The 20,200-nt window shown below is 68.6% G+C and carries 15 protein-coding genes; 7 read left to right on the top strand and 8 right to left on the bottom strand.

Features of this window, described 5'->3' with window-relative positions; genetic code table 11:
* Positions 1-8: 8 nt before the first annotated feature.
* Positions 9-581 carry a nicotinamide riboside transporter PnuC gene (pnuC, locus tag BAY15_RS01470; protein ID WP_068854494.1) on the top strand — a complete coding sequence of 191 codons (573 nt, stop codon included), beginning with the start codon at positions 9-11 and terminating at the stop codon, positions 579-581.
* Between the two features lie 12 nt (positions 582-593).
* On the opposite strand, the gene BAY15_RS01465 is transcribed toward pnuC, so the two are convergent.
* The 5 genes from BAY15_RS01465 to BAY15_RS01445 all read right to left on the bottom strand — a co-directional run bounded on the left by BAY15_RS01465 (position 594) and on the right by BAY15_RS01445 (position 10,047).
* Positions 594-2,717: a phosphocholine-specific phospholipase C gene (locus tag BAY15_RS01465; RefSeq protein ID WP_068854493.1), complete on the bottom strand. Its 2,124-nt coding sequence runs from the start codon at positions 2,715-2,717 to the stop codon at positions 594-596.
* A gap of 17 nt (positions 2,718-2,734) precedes the next feature.
* On the bottom strand, positions 2,735-5,095 hold the full coding sequence (locus BAY15_RS01460) for a TonB-dependent receptor (protein WP_068848310.1): 2,361 nt from the start codon (positions 5,093-5,095) through the stop codon (positions 2,735-2,737).
* 106 nt (positions 5,096-5,201) lie between these two features.
* A complete protein-coding gene (locus tag BAY15_RS01455) occupies positions 5,202-8,267 on the bottom strand; it encodes an efflux RND transporter permease subunit (protein WP_068848308.1) in 3,066 nt (1,021 codons plus the stop codon).
* Entirely contained in the window at positions 8,264-9,364 is a 1,101-nt protein-coding gene (locus BAY15_RS01450) for an efflux RND transporter periplasmic adaptor subunit (RefSeq protein ID WP_068848306.1), read from the bottom strand. Before BAY15_RS01450 ends, BAY15_RS01455 begins: the two co-directional genes overlap by 4 nt.
* A gap of 50 nt (positions 9,365-9,414) precedes the next feature.
* Complete coding sequence (locus BAY15_RS01445) at positions 9,415-10,047, bottom strand: TetR/AcrR family transcriptional regulator C-terminal domain-containing protein (RefSeq protein WP_083214029.1); 633 nt, start codon at positions 10,045-10,047, stop codon at positions 9,415-9,417.
* Between the two features lie 271 nt (positions 10,048-10,318).
* On the opposite strand from BAY15_RS01445, the gene BAY15_RS01440 reads away from it, so the two are divergent.
* Entirely contained in the window at positions 10,319-13,339 is a 3,021-nt protein-coding gene (locus BAY15_RS01440) for a sensor histidine kinase (protein ID WP_157771661.1), read from the top strand.
* Between the two features lie 61 nt (positions 13,340-13,400).
* Positions 13,401-14,024, top strand: a complete 624-nt coding sequence (locus BAY15_RS01435) for a response regulator (RefSeq protein WP_068848302.1) — start codon at positions 13,401-13,403, stop codon at positions 14,022-14,024.
* On the opposite strand, the gene BAY15_RS01430 is transcribed toward BAY15_RS01435, so the two are convergent.
* Complete coding sequence (locus tag BAY15_RS01430) at positions 14,021-14,554, bottom strand: hypothetical protein (RefSeq protein ID WP_068854491.1); 534 nt, start codon at positions 14,552-14,554, stop codon at positions 14,021-14,023. The two genes, BAY15_RS01435 and BAY15_RS01430, sit on opposite strands and share 4 nt — an antisense overlap.
* A gap of 217 nt (positions 14,555-14,771) precedes the next feature.
* On the opposite strand from BAY15_RS01430, the gene BAY15_RS01425 reads away from it, so the two are divergent.
* Complete coding sequence (locus BAY15_RS01425; RefSeq protein WP_068848300.1) at positions 14,772-15,596, top strand: alpha/beta fold hydrolase; 825 nt, start codon at positions 14,772-14,774, stop codon at positions 15,594-15,596.
* Between the two features lie 69 nt (positions 15,597-15,665).
* Positions 15,666-16,580, top strand: a complete 915-nt coding sequence (locus tag BAY15_RS01420; RefSeq protein ID WP_083214027.1) for an alpha/beta hydrolase — start codon at positions 15,666-15,668, stop codon at positions 16,578-16,580.
* On the opposite strand, the gene BAY15_RS01415 is transcribed toward BAY15_RS01420, so the two are convergent.
* Positions 16,581-17,495: a LysR family transcriptional regulator gene (locus BAY15_RS01415; protein ID WP_068848296.1), complete on the bottom strand. Its 915-nt coding sequence runs from the start codon at positions 17,493-17,495 to the stop codon at positions 16,581-16,583.
* A 104-nt stretch (positions 17,496-17,599) separates the two neighbouring features.
* On the opposite strand from BAY15_RS01415, the gene BAY15_RS01410 reads away from it, so the two are divergent.
* Both BAY15_RS01410 and BAY15_RS01405 read left to right on the top strand, forming a co-directional pair.
* Positions 17,600-18,349 carry an SDR family oxidoreductase gene (locus BAY15_RS01410; RefSeq protein ID WP_068848294.1) on the top strand — a complete coding sequence of 250 codons (750 nt, stop codon included), beginning with the start codon at positions 17,600-17,602 and terminating at the stop codon, positions 18,347-18,349.
* 28 nt (positions 18,350-18,377) lie between these two features.
* Positions 18,378-19,307, top strand: a complete 930-nt coding sequence (locus tag BAY15_RS01405) for an alpha/beta fold hydrolase (protein WP_068848292.1) — start codon at positions 18,378-18,380, stop codon at positions 19,305-19,307.
* A gap of 8 nt (positions 19,308-19,315) precedes the next feature.
* Here BAY15_RS01405 and BAY15_RS01400 read toward each other — a convergent pair whose 3' ends face one another.
* Positions 19,316-20,200: an AraC family transcriptional regulator gene (locus BAY15_RS01400; RefSeq protein ID WP_068848290.1), complete on the bottom strand. Its 885-nt coding sequence runs from the start codon at positions 20,198-20,200 to the stop codon at positions 19,316-19,318.

Genomic DNA, 20,200 nt, shown 5'->3' with positions numbered 1-20,200 from the left:
GCGCGCTCCTGCTCGAATGGAGCGCCGTCGCCGCCAGCCTGCTGGGGGTGTGGCTGATGGCCAAGCGCCGCGTGCTGGCGTGGCCGGTGGGACTGCTGGCGGTGGGCCTGTATGCGGTGGTGTTCATCGAAGCACGGCTGTATTCGGACACCCTGCTGCAGGTCGCTTTCGGCGGTTTCCTGCTGTACGGCTGGCTCAGCTGGCACCGGCATGCCGAGCAGGATGGCGCGATCGTGATCGTGCCGCTGCCGCGACGGCGATTGCTGCGCGACCTCGGCGTGGGCATCGCCTTCGGCATCGCGTTGGGCGCGGCCATGCACACCTGGACCGATGCCGCGCTGCCGTGGCTGGACGCGATGCTGGCCGCCCTCAGCCTGGTGGCGCAGTGGTGGCAGGCACGCCGGCACGTGGCTACTTGGTGGCTGTGGATCGTGGTGGACGTGGTCTACGTGGGCATGTACCTGGCCAAATCGCTGGACATCACCGCCGGGCTGTACCTGGTGTTCGTCGGCCTGGCCGTGATGGGCCTGCGCGCGTGGTCGGCCGCGGGCCATGCCGGGGCGGCACTGAAAGCGCGCTAGGCGCGTAATGCCTCAGTCGAGCAGAAAACGCATCGCCCCGGTGCCCAGCGCCGGGTCGGTGCTGCCCGGCCGGCCATCTTCGATGCGCCCGGCCAGGCGCTGCATCACGCCGGGCTGCTGGATCTCCAGGTCGTACCAGCCTGCCGTGGGAGCGGCGTTCCAGCGGATCTCCATGGCCTGCCCCGGCGCCAGCTGCAGCTCACGTTCCGGCATGCGGCCGGCGTGGACGGCGGCGCGTACGCTGACGGCCTGCGCGGTGGCCGTGGTGTTGTGCAGCTGAAGCGTCAACTGCCCGCCCTCCCCGCGCAGTGACGCCTGCACCGGTACAGCGGCGCTGGCAGCGCCACGGAACTGCCGGTGGAAGCCGTTCGGGCCCAGCAGCCACAGGTCGTAGCCTTCCCCTGCGTGCAGCGGCCAGTGGTCCTGCAGCGGCGCACCGGGCGCTACGGTGTAGCGGCGCGGAATCGCCTCCAGCCGCAGCCGGTCGTAGACATGCAGCACCGCGGCGGCGCCTTCGCACCCCAGGGTCAGCTGCACCTTGGTGTTGCCCGCATCCAGCGCGATCTCCGCCTGCGGGCGGTACGGCAACGCGCGCGCCGGGCGCACACCCGGTTCCTGCCTTGCCGGTTCAAGGCCTGCCGGCAGCGCCGGCACCGTGCGCCCGGGCAGGGCCGCCGCCCGCGCGGCGATGGCAGCGGTCGCCGGCAGCGACGCCACGAAGGGCCGCGTATCGGCTGCGGTGAAATCGAAGGCACCGGTGAGGTCGCCGCACACCGCGCGGCGCCACGGCGACAGTTCGGGTGCAGCCACCCCGAAGCGGCGCTCGATCAGGCGGATCACCGAGGTGTGGTCGTACACCTGCGAATCGACCCAACCACCGCGGCTCCACGGCGAAACCACGTACAGCGGCACGCGTGGGCCCAGCCCGTAGGGCCGGCCACGCAGGTCGAGCGGGTCGGCCTTCTCGTTGCCCGGCGACGGATGCAGGTGATACTCGCCGTCGGTGGACACTGCGGAAGCACCTGCCCAACCCCCTGTGGCGGTGGGATCTCGCGACGGCGGTGCAGGCGGCGGCATGTGGTCGAAGAAGCCATCGTTCTCGTCGAACATCAGCAGCAGCGCGGTGCGGCTCCAGACGTCCGGGTCCGCTGTCAGCGCATCCAGCACGCGCGCGGTATAGGCCGCGCCCTGGGCAGGGCTGGACGGACCGGGATGTTCGCTGCCGGCGGCATCGGCAATGATGAAACTTACCTGCGGCAGCTGCCCTTTCAGCACGTCCTCGCGCAGCTGCGCCAGGCCACGGGTGCTGACCCCGCGCTCGCGCAGCGCTGCGTCATGCCCGGGCGCGCCGCGCCACGCCTGGCGGAACGGCTCGAAGCCGGCCAGCGGGTTGTCGGTGAAGTTGTCGGCCATGTCCTGGTAGATCCGCCAGTCGATGCCCGACCGTTGCAGGCGCTCGACGTAGGTGGTCCAAGTGTAGGAATCGGGGTTGCCGCCCAGTTCCGGGAAGTTGTCGTGCGAGTTGGCCACGGCCGGCCCGCCGCCGCGTGCGTGCGGATCGTTGTGGCCGGTCCACAGGAACAGCCTGTTCGGATTGGTGCCGGCCTGCATTGCGCAGTGGTAGGCATCGCACACGGTGAAGGCCTCGGCCAGCGCGAACTGGAACGGCATGTCATCGCGGCGGTAGTAGCCCATCGCATGGTCCTGCTTGGCCGCCGGCCAATGCGCCATGCGCCCGTGGTCCCACGCACGCTGCGCATCGGGCCAGGTGTGCGGGGTGCCTTCCACGCGCATGTAGCCGAAGTGCGCGGCGGTATCCAGCGGGAACGGGGCGATGCCGTGGGTGCCGGCCGCGTTCGGCTGCAACCAGATGTTGCGGCGTGGCTGCCCGGCGGCCAGCGGGGCGGCCGGCACCACGAACCGGTCGCCGAAGCCGCGCACGCCGGGCAGCGTGCCGAAGTAGTGGTCGAAGGAGCGGTTCTCCTGCATGAACACCACGATGTGCTGCACATCCTCAAGGCTGCGGCTGCGCGCATGCGGCGCGATCGCCGCCGCGCGCGTGATGCTGGGCATCAGCGCGCCGATGCCGGCGGCCAGCCCGGCCTGCAGCAGCCGTCGCCGGCCGCCATCAGGCAAGGACGGGCGCGCAGGGCTCACAGGTCGACCCGGACCGAGAAGCCCACGGTGCGCGGCGCACCGATGAAGGCCGAATCGCTGCCGTCCACGCCGGCCAGGTAGCGGCGGTCGGTGAGGTTGCTGACCACCAGGTTGGCGCCCACGCCCTTCAGCTTCGGCGACAGGCCCTGCAGGTCGAAGCCGATGTTGGCGTTGAACACCGTGGCCGACGGCAGGCGGTTGTCGTTGGCCGCATCCAGGTAACGCTCACCGAGGTAGCGCCCGGACAGGCCGACGTTCCAGCTGTCGCCCTGCCAGTCGGCCGAGACCACCAGCACGTGCTTGGGCTGGCCGATCACCTGTGCACCGTCGACGATGCCCAGTTCGGTGTCGCGCGCCACGTTGCCGCTGCCCAGGTACTTGGAACGGTTGTAGGTGTAGGCACCATTGATGCGCCAGCCGTTGTCCCAGCCATAGCCGAGCGCGGCTTCCAGGCCGGTGCTTTCCACGCCACCAAAGTTCTCGTAGACGCCATCGGTCTCGTCCAGGTAATCGATGCCGTCGGCCAGCCGCGCGGGCAGGTAGACGATGCGGTTGTCGAACTTGATGTTGTACAGGGTCAGCGAGCCGGTCAAGGGCCAACGGCTCACGCGCAGGCCGAGCTCGATGTTGTCGGCGGTCTCCGGCTCCACCCGCGAGAAGCGCTGCGCGTCGGTTTCGCCAAGCACGCCGGAGGGAATGGCGGCGAAGTTCTGCGAGAAGCCACCGAACAGTTCCAGCCCTTCCACCGGCAGGGTCCAGGTGCCGCCGACGGAAATCAGCGGGTCGGACTTCGAATCCGAACGCACGTTCTCGGCGCTGCCTATCACGCGGTTGCGCTTCTGGTCGACGAAGAACTGCTTGACGCCCACGCGTGCGCTGAACGGACCGAAGCGCGCCACGTCCTCCACGTAATACATCTGCTCATCGGTCTTGTAGCGGTCTTCGAACTGCACCCAGTACGGCTGGTGGTCGAAGCTGATGTCGGTGCCGACGTTGAGCAGGCGGTGCCAGTCGCGGCGCACGCTGCGATCAAACTGCTCCAGCCACACACCAGCGCGCACGGTGTTGTCGACCGTGCCCAGGGTCTGCTTCCATTCCACGTCGGCGGTGAAGCCGGCGCGGTCGTTGTCGTAGTGCGAATGGCGGTAGGACTGCACGCCCTGCACGCCCGGTGCGTAGCAGTTGGGGTCGTACTCGGCGCTGAAACCAGCGCGCGGCACGCAGCCGGCGCGCATCTGCGCGGCGCTGCCATCGGGATTGACGAAGTAGAACTGGCCCAGCGCGCTGCCGCCGTACACGGTGCTGCCGCCGAGGTATTCCGATTCCGGCGCGCCCGCGCCATCGTTGCGCGCCTGCACCAGGTAGGGCGGCAGCCAGTCGCCACGGCCTTCCATTTTGTGCGCGTAGCCGGTGAGCGAGAGCTTGAAGCCATTGCCGCTGTCGAACGCACCGCGCAGGTAGCCGAAGGTGTTCTCGCGCAGCGCGCGCGAGCCGGAACGGAAGTTCTGGTCCAGGTAGGGAATGCCGGTGAGCGTGCCGGTGAGCCCGTCGCGATCCGGGTTGGTCGCGAACGCTTCCGGGGTGACACTGGTGTATTCGGGCTCGTCGGCATCGTTGTACGAGGCGTAGCCGCTCAGCGTCCAACGGCCGAGCTCGGAGATGAACTTGGCAGCCAGGTGATCGTTGCTGACGTGGCCGCTGCCGTCGATCCAGTCGTTGACGCGGGCCGAGGAGGCGCTGACCCACGCGCGGGTGTTGCCACCGAGCACGCCGGTGTCATAGCGCACGTAGTACTTGCGCGCGTCGTTGTCGCCGCCACCGACGACCATGCGCAGGCGCGCGTCCTGCAGCGGGTCGCTGGTAAGGAAGTTCAGCGTGCCGCCGAGCGCTTCGTTGGAGCGCGAGGAGATGTCCGCCGTGCCCTGGCTGACTTCAATGGTCTCCAGGTCCAGCGTGTCAATGTAGCGGTTGGCCAGCGAACCGCCGCCGTAGCCGGAGCCACCATTGGGCAGGCCATCGATGGTGGTGCCTATCTGCTGCGTGTCGCGGTTGGTCACGAAGCCGCGCATGCTGATCTGGGTACCCCAGACCGAGGAGCCGGTAACGTCGGCTTCGCTCACCACCACGCCGGGCAGTTCATTGAGCGCGTTGTTGACGCTGCCCAGGATCTGCTGGCGCTGCAGGGTTTCCTGGCTCACGGTGGTCTTGGCGAAGCTGGTGGCCTGCCCGATGACCTGTACCTGGTCGAGCGTGCGCGCGTCATCGGCGGGTGCCGGTTCGGCGGCGATGGCCTGGACGGAAGCAGAAAGCAACAGGGCGAGCAGCGAGACACGGGGATAACGGCCAGCAGTGGGCATCGGTCATGGGCGCGGCAGTGGGGTCGGCCGGCAGTATTGGCAGCTGGAGTTACGTGCCCATGACATGCGCGCGACGGGCGTTCCGTCGCGCGCACGTGTCATTCCCTCAATGCGCGCCGTGCGTGGAGCGATGGCGGAACCTGCGCGACATCCATTCGCCGAGGTCATCCATCACGGTGAATGCCGCCGGGATCACGATCAGGCTGAGCAGCGTGGAAGTGATCAGGCCGCCGATCACGGCAATCGCCATCGGTGCGCGGAAGCTGGAATCACCCGCGAAACCCAGCGCGATCGGCATCATGCCGGCGCCCATCGCCAGGGTGGTCATGATGATCGGCTGCGCACGCTTGCGGCACGCATCGATGAGCGCGTCATGCTGGCTCATGCCCTGTTCGTCTTCGGCCATCACCGCGTAATCCACCAGCAGGATGGAGTTCTTGGTGGCGATACCGATCAACATCAGCAACCCGATCAGCGCCGGCAGCGAGAGCATGTTCTGGGTGATCAGCAGCGCACCGAACGCACCGCCGGCACACAGCGGCACCGCCGCCAGGATGGTCACCGGCATCAGCGCGTGGTTGAACAGCAGCAACAGCACCATGTAGATGCAGATCAGGCCGGCGGCCATCGCCAGCATGAAGCCGATGAACAGCTCCACGAACACTTCGGCATCGCCGGTGTTGAGGAAGGTCACGCCCGGCGGCAGCTGCTTGACGCTGGGCAAGGCCTGCACTTCGGTCATCACATCGCCCAGCGGGCGGCCGTTGAGTTCGGCGGTGAGGGTCACGTTGCGCTGGCGCTGGTAGCGCGAAATCTGCGACGGGCCACTTCCCTGGCGGATCTCGGCAACGGCGGCCAGCGGCACCGGGCCATCCCGACCGGGCACGCGCAGCTGACCGATCAGCGCCGGATTGGCCAGCGTGGCCTCGGCGAAGCCGACCCGGATCGGCACCTGGCGATCAGGCAGGTTGAGCTTGGCCAAGCGCTGCTCGTAGTCGCCGGCGGTGGCAATGCGCGCGGCTTCGGCGATGTCCTGCGTGGCTACGCCCAGGTCGGCCGCACGTGCGGCGTTGGGCACGATCTGCAGCTCCGGGCGCAGCAGCGATGCGGTGGAGGTCACGCTGCCCAGCCCCTGGATGCCGCGCAGGTCGCGTTCCAGGGCGGTGCTGGCGTCCTGCAGGCGCTGCGGGTCGTCACCGGACAACACCAGCTGCAGCAGGTTGCCGGGCTCGGAGCTGACATAGCTCACGCGGACGCCGGGCAGGTTGGCCAGGCGTGCGCGCGCGTCGCGTTCCAGCGCACGCTGGTCGCGGTCGCGGTCATCGGCCACGCCCCAATCCAGGATCAGCGTGGCCTTGCGCGGTTCGCCCACGCCGGTGGCGCTGGGGTCACCCAGGTCGAGCACGGCGCCCACGGCGGTGTAGACCTGCTTCAGCTCGGGCATGTCCTTGAGCAGCGCACGCGCACGTTCGGCCACGGCCACGGTTTCCTGCAGGCGGGTGCCGGGTGGCAGCTCCAGATTGAGGTTGCTGCGGCCCAGGTCGGACTGCGGAATGAAGGTGGCCGGGATCAACGGGACCAGCGCCAGCGAGCCTACGAACATGGCGAACGCCAGCCACAGGGTCCAGCCGCGGTGGCGCAGTGCCTTGTCCACCCAGCCCAGGTACCAGCCCATCAATTTCGATTCGGGCTTCTCCTCACCGTGAGGCTTGAGCAGGTAGGCGGCCATCATCGGGGTGAGCAGGCGCGCCACCAGCAGCGAGAACAACACGGCGGTTGCGGCGGTCCAGCCGAATTCGCGGAAGAACTTGCCGGCGATGCCGGGCATGAATGCCACCGGCACGAATACGGCGGCCAGGGTCAGCGAGGTCGCGATCACCGCATTGCCGATTTCGCCGGCGGCTTCGCGCGCGGCCTCAAGCGGGGGCTTGCCCATGCGCAGGTGGCGCACGATGTTCTCGATTTCCACGATCGCATCGTCCACCAGGATGCCGACCACCACCGACAGGGCCAGCAGGGTGATGATGTTGAGCGTGAAGCCGAAGAAGTACATCACCGCGAAGGTGGGAATGATCGACAGCGGCAGCGCAAGCGCCGACACCCAGGTCGCGCGCCAGTCGCGCAGGAACAGCCACACCACCAGCAGGGCCAGCAGCGCGCCCTCCCACAGCATGGTCATCGACGAATCGTAGGAGCGGTGGGTTTCGTCGATGGCGGTGGTGACCAGGCGGAAGTCGATGCCCGGGTGCTCGGCCTTTATCTTGTCCAGCGCGTCATGCACGCCGGCTTCCACCTTCACTTCGCTGGAACCGCGGGTGCGCGACATCGAGAACGCCACGACCTTCTCGCCGTCCAGCAACGCCGCTTCCGTGGGGTCGGCCGCAGCGTCGGTCACCGTGGCCAGGGTGGACAGCCGGACCGCGCGGCCGTCCGGCAGCGCGATGGAGTAGTCGCGCAGCGCCTGCGCGTCACCGACCGTACCCAAGGTGCGGATGGTCTGTTGCGCGCCTTCGATCTCCGCCTTGCCGCCGGCGCGCTCGACCTGGATGCGCGCCAGTTGCTGCGAGACATCACCGGCGGTGATGCCCATGGCGATCAGGGCGTTGGGGTCCAAGTCCACGCGCACCTGGCGCTGCACGCCGCCCACGCGGGTGACCCGGGCCACGCCCGGCACGCCGTACATCGCGCGCGAGATGTCGCGGTCCACGAACCAGCTGGCCTCGTCCGGGGTCATGTGCGGGGCGACCAGCGCGTAGGTCATCAGCGAACCGCCGATATCGACCTTGGAAATCACCGGTTCCTGGATGTCCTGCGGCAGGTCGGTGCGGATGCGGGTGACCGCATCGCGGGTATCGTCGAGCGCGGTGGCCAGGTCGGCCTCGAGCTGGAATTCGATGGTGGTGGTGCTGACGCCTTCGCTGACCGAGGAGATCACGCGCTTGACGTTGTTGACCGTGGCCACCGAGTCCTCGACCTTGCGGGTAACCTCCGCCTCCAGCTGGCTGGGCGAGGCGCCCGGCTGGGTCACGGTGACCGTGGTCATCGGGAAGGCGATGTCGGGGAAGCGGGCGACCGGAAGCTGGTAGAAGCCCCACAGGCCGGCCACGCACAGCACGAAGAAGATCAGCAGCGCGGGTAACGGGCGCTTGATTGCCCAGGCGGAGACATTCATTTCGCGGCCGCCTTGGCATCGGCCACCACGCGCACGCGATCGCCTTCGCCCAGGAAGCCGGCACCGTCCACCACCACGCGGTCCCCGGCCTTGACGCCCTCGAGGATGGCGGTGCGGCCCTGCACCGCCTGGCCGGTGCGCACGCGCAGGCGCGCGGCCTGCTGCTTGTCGTTCACCGTGAACACATAGCTGTGGCCATCGCGCTGCACGATCGCGGCGGTCGGCAGGGTCAGCACCGGGCCCTCGCCGGTGACGATGCGGCCTTCGACGTACACCCCCGGCTTGAGCGTGCCCGGCTCGGGCAGGTCGGCATACAGCGTTCCGGTGCGGGTCTGCGCGTCCACGCCCGGGGTCACCGCACGGATGCGCCCGGTGACCACGGCGCCGGCATACGGCAGCTCCACCGTGTTGCCCACGGCCACACCGGTAAGCTGGTCTTCGGGCAACTCGGCGCGCCATTCCAGGCGGCCGTCGCGGATCAGGCGCAGCAACTCGGTGCCGCCCGACACGACCTGGCCGGGCTGCACAAGACGCTTGGAGATCAGACCATCGGCGGGCGCGCGCAGGTCGGCGAAGTCGCGGCGCAGCTTGGCCGCGTCACGTGCCGCACGGGCGGTGGCGGTCTGCGCTTCGGCATTGATGCGGTTGGCGCGCAGTTCGTCCAGGCTGCTTTCGCTGATCAGCTGCTGCGCGGCCAGCTTGGCGCTGCGCTCGTAATTCATCCGCGCCAGGTCCTGCGCCGCCTGCGCCTGCTTCAGCGAGGCGTCGGCCTGGGCCAGTTCGCTGTCCAGCGTGCGGTGGTCCAGCTGCAGCAGCACCTGGCCCTGCTTGACCCACTGGCCGACGTCCACCGGCAGCGCGGTCACGCGCTGGCCGCTGATTTCGACGCCCAGCTGCATTTCCTCGTAAGCGGAGACCGGGCCGGAGACCAGCACCGTGCGCGCCATGGTCTGCTGCTGCACGGTGGCCAGCGAAACCGGCAGCGCGGAGCTGGCGGCCGCTGCCTCCGCTTCGGCTTTTTCGTCCTTGCCGCCGCATGCGGTGACCAGGGCGAGGGTGAGCAGGAGCAGTGAACTGCGGAAAAGAGGTGCACGCATGGAGGAGCTTCCGTGTCGAAACCGCGGGAACAGGGGAAAGGGAAAACGAATCAGGGTGTTCGGGCCAGGCGCAGCTCGATGCCGTCGAGCATCAGGCCGAGGCCTTGTTCGAAGCGCGTGTCGAAATCGACCTCGCTCCAGACCTCACGGGCGTCCCAGCAGTGCGGGAAACGCGCTTCGGCCAGGGCCATGAAGGCCTCGCCCAGCGCTTCCATGCTGCCGTCGCCGGGCCAGGACTGTTCTTCGATGACAAAGCCCATCGCGTAATACACCAGGTCCATCGAGGCAGTCGCGGCGAACCGCACCGACGCACCGGCGCCGACCAGCGCGGCGATGCTGGCCTCGCCCACCCGCAGCACGTTCTCGGTGGCGAGGAAGGTGCCGGCATACACCCGGGCACCATCGCGGCGGGCCTTGAACGCAACCCGGAACTCGCGGGCGATCTGCAGCAGGGTCTGCCGCCAGGGCTGGCCCTCGGGGATGTCGCGGGCCACGTCGACAATCATGGCGTCGGCCATGGCATCGACCAGCGCCTGCTTGCTCTTGAAGTGCCAGTACAGCGACGGCGCGCGGATGCCCAATGTGCAGGCCACCTTGCGCAGGGTCACGCCCTCCATGCCGGCCTCGTCGAGGATCTTGAAGGCAGCCTCGACGATGTTGTCCCGGGCGATGGGTTGACGCACTGGGGGCTTCTACCTAACGTTGTTAGGGGGCGAATCTAACAGTGTTAGGTTTGGCGATCAAGCGGTGGAGATCCGCGCCCGCCAGACGCGTTTCGCGTTGCCGGGCACGTGGCATACTCCGCCAGCGCCGCATCCTGCTCTGGCTGCCAAGGCGCGCCCCCTTGCCCACACTGGCCTGCCACCGATGCATTGGCTTCCGGTTCGTCCTGCTCCTGTGCACGTCACGAACCGGCACGCTGGCGCTAGGTGCTGGCGGCTGTTGTTCTGTCTGGTGCTTGCGGTACTCGGGCTGCCTTCGGCCCATGCGTTGTCGCCCGACCGCGCGCTTTCGCAGCTTCGGCATGACCGCTGGACAGCCGACGACGGCGCGCCGGCGCAGATCTTCTCCATTGCGCAGACGCCTGACGGCCTGCTCTGGCTCGGCTCGCGACAAGGCCTCTACCGCTTCGATGGCGTGCGCTTCGAGCGCATTACCACGGCCGGTGGGAAGCCGCTGATCGACGACGATGTGCTGAGCCTGAAGGCCGAGCCCGACGGCTCGCTGTGGGTCGGCTACTTCAATGGCGGCATGAGCCGGGTCGGCGGTCCTGCACCGGGCCAGTACGACTACCAGCGCGATGACGTGCCGCTCGGGTCGGTGATGGGCTTTGCGCGTGACGCACGCAAGCGGTTATGGGCGATCACCCCGGTGGCCGTGGTCTGGCTTGATCCTGCCACCGATACCTGGACATCCGCACAGGACATGGGCATCGACCCCGGCTGGCGGCCAGAGCGCCTGTACGCCGACCGCCAGGGCGGCATCTGGGTGGCGTATTCGGAGAACCAGGCCTTCGGCATCGTGCACCTGGCACCGGGCGCGACGCGCTTCCAGCCCTATCCCAAGCCGGTGCAGATCCCCTACTTCGATGAGGCCGCCGACGGCACGCTGTGGGCGGCCGACTACTGGGGCGTGCGCCCGCTGGCGCGCGCCGATGCCGATCCGCGCCATGCCCGTGCCACGGTGAGCTGGCTGGAGCCGGCGTTCAAGGGTGCCGGCCTGCGCTTCGACCGTGATGGCGGCATGTGGCTGAGCACCTCCGGCGGCATTGCACGGGTGCGCGACGCGTCCACGCTGCGGGCGCCGGGCCGCGGGGTGGTGCTGCCGTCACCGGAGTACTTCGGGCCGGCCCAAGGGCTCACCTCGGAAGTGGTCTGGACGATCTTCGAAGACCGGGAAGGCAACATCTGGACCGCTACCGCTAACGGGCTGGACCGCTTCCGCGACAACGCGATGGCGCCGATCGCGCTGCCCCGGCGCGACCAGTCCTTTGCCATGGCGGTGGCCACCGATGGCCGCCTGCTGGTCGGCAATGCGGATCGGGGCCCGATGTGGGTCAGCCCCGATCCCAGCCAGGCCAGCGGCTCCCGCATCGACGAGCTGGGCGGACCGGACATGGAAGGGGTGACCGCGCTGTATCGCGATGGCAACGGCACGCTGTGGGTGGGCGGTGCGCGCGGCACGCTGTCGCGGCTGGGCGCCACCGGACTGGAAAAGGTAGCGCTGCCGCCGGAACTGGAAGGCGACGGCATGATCGGCATGATCAGCAGCGACCGCGCCGGTGGGCTGTGGGTGAGCCGCCTCAACGGCGGCCTGCTGCGCCTGTACAACGGCCAGTGGGAAATGCAGAACGCGAAGTACGGCATGCAGGCAGGCGTGACCCCGCGTGCGTTGGCCGAAGACGCGCAGGGGCGGATCTGGACCGATGCCGGGCAGACCATTGGGGTGTTCGAGAACGGGCGGCGCCGCGACATCAAGCAGGATGGCCCGGACATCGGCCGCATCGGCGTGCTGCGCGCCCATGGCGACGAACTGTGGGCCGGTGCGGCGCGCGGCGTGTCGATGCGCGCGAACGAGCGCTTCCAGCGGCTGCTGGGCCGCGGCGGTGAACGCTTTGAGCACACCACCGGGATCCTGCTGCGGCCCAACGGCGAGCTGTGGCTGGGCGGGCGTGGCGGCCTCACCCGGGTGCCGGCCGCCGAGCTGGCGCGCTGGCGCGCCGACCCGGCCCATGCGGTGGCCTTCGAGCGCTTCGGCGTGCTCGATGGCCTGCGCGGCAGCACCGAAAAGACCGGTGGCGTGTCGTCGGTGCAGAGCGATGCGCAGGGCCGGATCTGGTTCGCGACCGATCGTGGCGTGCACTGGATCGACCCCGACCATATTCCGCGCAATACGGCCGCAGCGCCGCCCGCGCCGACGCTGCTGGGCGTGCAGGTGGACGACAAGGCGCTGCCACTGTCCCCGCACCTGCGCCTGCCCGCCGGCAGCCGCGACCTGCGCGTGGACTACACCGCGCCGGCACTGCGCATTCCCGAACGCGTGCGTTTCCGCTACCGGCTGGATGGGGTGGACGACGCCTGGCATGAGGCGGGAACGCGCCGGCAGGCGCTGTACAGCCGGCTGGAACCGGGCAGCTACCGCTTCCGGGTGATCGCCAGCGATGACGCCGGCACCTGGTCACCGCAGGAGGCATCGTTCAACGTCACCGTGTTGCCCGCGTTCTGGCAGACCGGTTGGTTCGCGCTGGCGATGCTGGCGTTGGCCGGCGCGCTGGTGTGGCTGTTCGTGCGTTGGCGGGTGGCGATCGCGCGGCTGCGGGTGCAGCGCCTGTACCGGGCGCGGGTGGGTGAACGCGAGCGGATTGCCCGCGACCTGCATGACACCCTGCTGCAGTCGGTACAGGCACTGATGCTGCGCATCGAGTCCTCGCGCCGCCGGCTGGCGTTGGGCGATGCCGCCGGCGCCGAGGCCGGGCTGGTGCATGCGCTGGAAGAGGCCGAGTCCAGCATGGTCGAAGGGCGCGACCGCATCCGGGCGCTGCGCCGCGATGAGGCCGGCGTCGACGATCTGGAAACGGCAGTGCGCGCATTGCCGGCCCAGCTCGAGCTACCCGCCGGGATCGCGTTCGCGCTCGAGGTACGCGGCCGGCCGCGTCGCTGGCGCCAACCCGAGCTGGGCGAGGTGTACCGGATCGTGCGCGAGGCATTCGCCAATGCCACCCGCCACGCCCATGCATCGGGCATCACCGTCCGCATCACCTATGCACTGCTGCACACCCTCGTCGAGATCGAGGACGATGGCTGTGGCATCCAGGACGAGGTGGTGGTCCACGGCGGCAGCGAAGGACATTGGGGCCTGCCTGGCATGCGCGAACGCGCGGCACTGTGCGGCGGCACGCTGTCGGTGCAGGCACTGGCCACCGGCGGCACCCGGGTAGCGGTGCGCCTGCCACGCTGGCGGGGCTTCCGGCGCTGAGGAAAGCGCTTGCGTTGGGCAGCGCCACGATGCACGGTGCACTCCTCACCAGGACCTTGCCATGACCCTCCGCATCCTGACCATCGATGACCATCCCCTGATCCGCCAGGGCATCGCATCCATGCTGGAGGTGGAACCGGGCCTGGAACTGGTCGGCGAGGCCGCCGACGCACTGGACGGCATCGAACAGTACCGGCGCCTGCGGCCGGACATCGCGCTGGTCGACCTGCAGATGCCCGGTATGGATGGGATCGAACTGACCCGCCGCCTGCGCGCGGAGTTTCCGCAGGCCCGCGTGGTCATCCTGACCACCTACCGGGGCGATGCGAATGCGCGCGATGCACTGGCAGCGGGTGCCTGCGGCTACCTGCTGAAGAATTCGCTGCGCCGCGAACTGGTGGAGGCGCTGCACCGCGTGGCACAGGGCAAGCGCTGCCTGTCGGCGGAGATCTCCGAAGAGATCGCCCAGCACATCGGCGAGGAACCGCTGACCGCGCGCGAGCAGTCCATCCTGGCCGCGCTGGCGCAGGGGTGGGAGAACAAGCGCATTGCCAACGACCTGGGCATCTCATCGGAAACGGTGAAGTCACACCTGGCGCGCATCTTCGAGAAGATCGGTGCACGCACCCGTACCGAAGCCATCCATATCGCCCTGCGTCGTGGGCTGGTGCGGCTGGACGACTAGCGCTTCATCATCGGCAGCGGCCGCAGCGGATGGCGCAGCCCATGCCGCAGCGAGAACTGGACCAGGCGCAGGTGGAAGCCCAGGCGCGGGAATCGCTCTACGGCGCGGGTGAAGTCATCCGGATGCAGGTCGAAGCGGAGCAGCCCCAGCGAAACATCGATCCAGTCGGCGCGGCGGAACGCCTCGATGCGGCGGTCCTGGTCCGGTGGGACGCGCGAGATCCGGTGGTGCTCGCTGATCATCGCCACCACCACCGGCACCAGTTCCGGCCGGTCCTGCTCGAGCAGGTACTGCCGGGCCAGCGCTTCGGAAGGCGCCAGGTAATCAAAGGTGCCAGCAGTCCAGATCCCAAGATCATGAAACGCAACGGCCACCGACAGGACGTACAGATCGTGCACCGTGCCCGGCAGCATGCACCAGTGGAAATTGGCCACGCGGTAGGTGTGGTTGCGATAGGGATGGAAGTCCCGGCCCAGCACCTCGGCGTGGCGCTCCAGGATCTCATCCAGCACAGCCAGGCGGTCGAGCATGGCGTTCTCCCGATGCACGGCGCGACGTCGTGCTGCTGGCAAGGGTAGCGCCGACGCGGGCCGGTGGCCGCCGCCGGCCGGGTTATCCGTAAATCCCCCATGTGGGGGCGACGGCGCCGCAGCCCCCGGATGGGGGAGCACCTGCGCGCCCGAACGACCGATGCCCCGTCCTGCGCGCGCGTGGGAGGCTGCGCACGTCCCTTCTGCCGAGGCTGCCATGAGCTACTTCACCACCTCCGACGGTACCTCCCTCTACTACAAGGACTGGGGCAGCGGCCCCGTGGTGTCCTTCAGCCATGGCTGGCCGCTCAATGCCGATGCGTGGGAAGCGCAGATGTTCTTCCTGGCCGGCAAGGGCTACCGCTGCATCGCCCACGACCGGCGCGGGCACGGGCGTTCCAGCCAGCCGTGGAACGGCAACGACATGGATACCTATGCCGATGACCTGGCCGAGCTGTTCGAACACCTTGGCGTAACCGACGTCACCCTGGTCGGCCATTCCACCGGCGGCGGCGAAGTGGCGCGCTACATCGGCCGGCATGGCACCAGCCGGGTGGCCAAGGCGGTGCTGATGGGCGCGGTGCCGCCGATCATGCTCAAGACCGCCGACAACCCCGACGGCCTGCCGATCGAGGTGTTCGACGGCTTCCGCAGCGCCTACCTCGCCGACCGCGCGCAGTTCTTCCTGGATGTGGCGACAGGTCCGTTCTTCGGTTTCAACCGCCCGGGCGCGAAGGTGTCCGAAGGATTGATCCGCTCGTGGTGGACGCAGGGCATGCAGTCGGGCCACAAGAACGCCTACGACTGCATCAAGGCGTTTTCCGAAACCGACTTCACCGCCGACCTGGCGAAGTTCGATGTTCCCACCCTGATCATCCACGGCGACGACGACCAGATCGTGCCGATCAAGGCCGCAGCCCTGCGTTCGGTCACGCTGATCAAGGGCGCGCAGCTGAAGATCTATCCCGGCGGTGGCCACAGCCTGGGCGATACCGCCAAGGAGCAGCTCAACCAGGACCTGCTCGCGTTCCTCAGCACCTGAGCGCCTTCCCCTGCGCACCCCTTACGCGCCGGCCATGCAGGCGCGCAGCTTCGTCACCGAGGACCTGCCATGAATACTGTTCCCCCCGCAGCCCTGCATGCCGTGCCGTCCGACGTCCGCGGCCCCTCCCGCAGCGAAGAATTCATCAGCGGCGGCGAGCGCGAGCTGTTCATCCGCAGCTGGCGCCCGACCGGGAAGGTGCGCGCGGTGCTGGCCATCGTGCCCGGCTTCAACTCCCATAGCGGGCACTACCAGTGGGCCGCCGCGCAGTTCACCGCGATGGGCCTGGCCGTGTATGCCGTGGATCTGCGCGGCCGCGGCAAATCCACTGGCGAACGTTTCCATGTCGAGCACTTCGACGATTACCTGGCCGACGTGCAGTCGCTGCTGGATGTCGCGCGCTCGCGCGAACCCGGACTGCCGGTATTCCTGCTCGGGCACAGTGCCGGCGGGGTGATCGCCTCGGCGTACACGCTGGCGCACCAGGACGAACTGGCCGGCCTGATCTGCGAAAGCTACGCCTTCCAGGTGCCGGCACCGGCGCCGGTACTGGCACTGGTGCGCTGGCTCAGTGGCCCGTTCCCGAAGCTGCGGGTGCTCAAGCTGCCCAACAAGGAATTCTCGCGGCTGCCCGAGGTGGTAGCGGCGCTCAATGCCGATCCCCTCATCGCCAACGAGAAGCAGACGGCGCTCACCGTGGCGCAGATGCTGGTCGGCATCGACCGGCTCAGGCGCGGTTTCCCGAGCCTGCGCCTGCCGGTACTGATCGCGCATGGCACCGCCGACAAGGTCACCGTCCCCGCCGGCAGCCAGGTGTTCGACGACAACGCCGGTTCCGCCGACAAGACGCTGCTGCTGTACAAGGACCACGCCCATGACCTGCTCAACGATGCAGGGCGCGAAGGCGTGGTGCGCGACTTCAAGCAATGGATCGAGCGGCACCTGCCCAGCGGCGTCGCCGTGGACGCGGAGCGCAGCGCGTGATCACGCCAGCGCGATGCCCGTCACCAGGCGCGAGGCGAGGCGTTCGTGTTTGAGCTGTGCCAGCCACCACTCCAGCGCCCTGCCCTGGTGATCGCCGCGCCAGGCCACGTACAGCAGGTTGGGTTCGCGCGGGTCGGCCATGCGTTTTTCCACCAGCGTCCCGCGCGCAAGCAGGCCGGCCACCCGCTCGCGCGGCAGCCAGCCCACGCCCAGGCCTTCGCACTGCGCGCGGATCTTGGCATGCATGCTCGGCACCGCCAGCGACGGCTGGCCACCGAGCACGCCATAGCCGCGCACCTCGAGCCTGCGGGAGGTATCGGCCACCACCACCGCGCGGTGCTGCAGCAATGCTGACGCGTCGACCGGCTCCGGCGCCCTGGCCAGCGGATGGTGGGGCGCCACGGCAAAGACCCACTCCATCACCCCCAGCTCGAACCAGCGCAGGCCCGGAATGACCGGCGGTTCGTTGGTGGCGCCCACCACCAGGTCGGCACGCCCGTCGCGCAGCGCGTCCCAGGTGCCGGTAAGGACTTCGTGGGTAATCCGCAGGGTGACGCCGGAGGCGAGCGCGTCGAAGGCATGGATGACCGGCAGCAGCGTTTCGAATTCCAGGATTTCGTCGGTAACGATCCACAGCCGGTCTTCCCAGCCACCGGCCACCTGTTTGACCCGGCGGGTGAGCCGGGACACATCGAGCATCAGGCGCGCCGCTTCCTGGGCCAGCAGATGGCCGGCCGGGGTGAGCTGCAGGCGGTAGCGGCGGCGGTCGAACAGCAGGGCGTCGAAGCGCGCCTCCAGCTGGCGGGCGGCGTGCGACACCGTGGACGGCGCCTTGCCCAAGCGGGCTGCAGCACGCGACAGGCTGCCGCTCTCGCGGATGGCTTCCAGCAGGGCCAGTTCGTCGGCAGACAACATGTTCGATCCCTTCGAACGAGTTCGTCGCGATTGTGGCACGGAAACAGGAGAACGCCCGCGCAACATGGGCTCACGGCACAACGCCACCATCGAAGGAGATCAGCATGAACCGTTTCATCAACAAGACCGTCCTTGTCACCGGCGGCAGCAGCGGCATCGGCCTGGCTGCGGCCAAGGCCTTCGCCGCCGAAGGCGCCCGTGTGGTCATCACCGGCCGCGATGCCGCCGCATTGGAGCAGGCTGCAGCGGCGGTGGGCAGCACTGCGCTGGTGGTGGTGAACGATGCCGGCGACATCGCCGCCGCGCGCGCCCTGGCCGAGACCCTGGCCGCCGCCGAGGTGCGCCTGGACGCCGTGTTCGTCAACGCCGGCGCAGCGAAGTTCGCCGCCTACCCGGACGTGGACGAAGCGCTGTGGGACCAGATCTTCAACACCAACATCAAGGGCCCCTACTTCCAGCTGCAGGCACTGCTGCCGCTGCTCAACCCGGGCGCGTCGGTGGTGATCAACGGCTCGATCAACGCCCGCATCGGCATGCCCAACACCTCGGTGTACGCGGCCAGTAAAGCCGCCGTGATCTCGCTCGCAAAAACGCTCTCGGCCGAACTGCTGCCGCGCGGCGTGCGCGTCAACGTGCTCAGCCCGGGTCCGGTTTCCACCCCGATCTACACCAAGCTCGGCCTGGATGCCGCCGCGCTGGACGCCACCGCCGCACAGATCCAGAGCCAGATTCCGCTGGGCCGCTTCGGCACCCCGGAAGAAATTGCCGCCACCGTGCTGCACCTGTCCTCACCCGAATCGGCCTACATCGTTGGCACCGAAATCATCGCCGACGGTGGCATGAGCCAGCTCTGACGCCCCGCCCTTTTCCAGGAGAATCGTCATGAAACTGCTTTCCCGTTCGTTCCGCCGCGCCGCCACCGCGCTGGTGCTGATGCTGGCCGTGCATGCCACTGCGCAGGCGGCCGGCAGCGCGGCCATCCAGAGCCACAACGCCAACGTCAACGGCGTCACCCTGCATTACCTGCAGGCCGGCCAAGGCGATGCATCGCCGGTGGTGCTGCTGCACGGCTATGCCGAAACCAGCCACATGTGGCGCCCGTTGATGCCGCAGCTGGCCGGCCGCCATGTGGTCATCGCGCCCGACCTGCGCGGTGCCGGGCAGTCGTCCAAACCGGACGGCGGCTACGACAAGAAAACGCTGGCGCAGGATATCCACGCGCTGGTGAAGTCGTTGGGCTACCCCAAGGTCAAGATCGTCGGCCATGACATCGGCCTGATGGTGGCTTATGCGTACGCCGCCCAGTACCAGGACGAAGTGGACAGCATCGTGTTGATGGATGCATTCCTGCCCGGCGTGGGCGACTGGACCCACGTGTGGCTGCTGCGCGATCTGTGGCACTTCCACTTCTACGGCGAAACCCCGTTGAAGCTGGTGGATGGCCGCGAGCGCACCTACTTCGAGCACTTCTGGAACGACTTCGCCGCCGACCGCACCCACTCCGTGCCCGAGGCCGACAGGCAGTTCTATGCGTCCGAGTACGCACGCCCCGGCGGCATGCGCGCGGGCTTTGAGTACTTCAAGAACTTCGAGCAGGATGCCAAGGACTTTGCGGGCTTCGCGAAGACGCCGCTGCACATGCCGATGCTGGTGCTGTCCGGTGAGAAGGCCGGCGGCCAGTTCCTGATCGACCAGGCCAAGCTGGTGGACACCAATGTGGAAGGCGTGATCGTCAAAGGCTCCGGCCATTGGCTGATGGAAGAAGCCCCGGAGCAGACGATCCCCGCGCTGGTCGCGTTCCTGGACAAGTAACTGCCTGCCTACCCACCCTCGCCGTGCGCGTTCAACCACTCGCGCGGCGAGGCGCCGGTGCGCCGGCGGAAGGCGCGCGAAAAGGTGGGCGCGTCGGCGAAGCCGAGCTCCAGCGCCACCTGCTTGACCGCACGACCGGCCCGCAGCAGCGAGGTGGCCACGTTGAGTTTCCAGTCCAGCGAATACGCCGCCGGCGTGGTGCCGGTGGCGGTCTTGAAGGCAGCGGCGAATGCGCTGCGCGACATGCCTGCGCGTTCGGCCATGCGTTCGAGGGTCCAGTCGGCATCGGGTTCGGCGTGCACCGCCATCAGTGCCTTGGCCAAGCGGGGGTCGGACAGGCCCATCATCATGCCGGGCGACACCTGCGCCTTGCCGGGGTGGTCGATGATCCAGCGCAGCACCTGGATCAACACGACCTCGAACAGGCGGTTGGCGAGCAGGCGCGACCCGCAGCGCAACTGGTCCGATTCGGCGAACAGCAGGTCCAGCGTCGCCTGCAGGCCGTCAATGGCGCCCAGTGGCAACACGATCGCTTCCGGCAGCGACTGCACGATCGGGTTGCGGGCGCCACCATCGAAATCGAGCGTGGCGCAGGTGAAGTCCGAGCCGTCCACCGGCGGGTTGATGAACTCGTGGTGCACCGCGCGCGGAAACAGCAGCAGCGTGGGCTCGCTCAGATGGGTGCGCGCCAGGCGCGAGCCGTCGCGATACAGCAGGTCCATTTCGCCCCGGCGCAGCACGTGCAGGAAGCCGCGGCCAGGCTGCGCGTCGAAGTGCTGGTGCCCGCACAGCGGGCCGGCATGGAACAGCGTGGCCTGGACCCGGAACCGCTCCAGGACCGGGGTCAGACGGTCGATGGAAGGGCTGGACGAATTGACATCTATGAGCGACAT

The organism is Stenotrophomonas rhizophila (genome assembly GCF_001704155.1).
Taxonomy (GTDB): Bacteria; Pseudomonadota; Gammaproteobacteria; order Xanthomonadales; family Xanthomonadaceae; genus Stenotrophomonas; species Stenotrophomonas rhizophila_A.
This window is presented reverse-complemented; position numbering and strand designations above follow the sequence as displayed.

Bases quoted from the DNA above. Each gene is read 5' to 3' on its own strand.
- BAY15_RS01435 (WP_068848302.1), top strand. From the start codon at position 13,401: ATGACCCTCCGCATCCTGACCATCGATGACCATCCCCTGATCCGCCAG.
- BAY15_RS01420 (WP_083214027.1), top strand. From the start codon at position 15,666: ATGAATACTGTTCCCCCCGCAGCCCTGCATGCCGTGCCGTCCGACGTC.
- BAY15_RS01455 (WP_068848308.1), bottom strand. From the start codon at position 8,267: ATGAATGTCTCCGCCTGGGCAATCAAGCGCCCGTTACCCGCGCTGCTG.
- BAY15_RS01425 (WP_068848300.1), top strand. From the start codon at position 14,772: ATGAGCTACTTCACCACCTCCGACGGTACCTCCCTCTACTACAAGGAC.
- BAY15_RS01400 (WP_068848290.1), bottom strand. From the start codon at position 20,200: ATGTCGCTCATAGATGTCAATTCGTCCAGCCCTTCCATCGACCGTCTG.
- BAY15_RS01460 (WP_068848310.1), bottom strand. From the start codon at position 5,095: ATGCCCACTGCTGGCCGTTATCCCCGTGTCTCGCTGCTCGCCCTGTTG.
- BAY15_RS01415 (WP_068848296.1), bottom strand. From the start codon at position 17,495: ATGTTGTCTGCCGACGAACTGGCCCTGCTGGAAGCCATCCGCGAGAGC.
- BAY15_RS01450 (WP_068848306.1), bottom strand. From the start codon at position 9,364: ATGCGTGCACCTCTTTTCCGCAGTTCACTGCTCCTGCTCACCCTCGCC.
- BAY15_RS01405 (WP_068848292.1), top strand. From the start codon at position 18,378: ATGAAACTGCTTTCCCGTTCGTTCCGCCGCGCCGCCACCGCGCTGGTG.
- BAY15_RS01410 (WP_068848294.1), top strand. From the start codon at position 17,600: ATGAACCGTTTCATCAACAAGACCGTCCTTGTCACCGGCGGCAGCAGC.
- BAY15_RS01430 (WP_068854491.1), bottom strand. From the start codon at position 14,554: ATGCTCGACCGCCTGGCTGTGCTGGATGAGATCCTGGAGCGCCACGCC.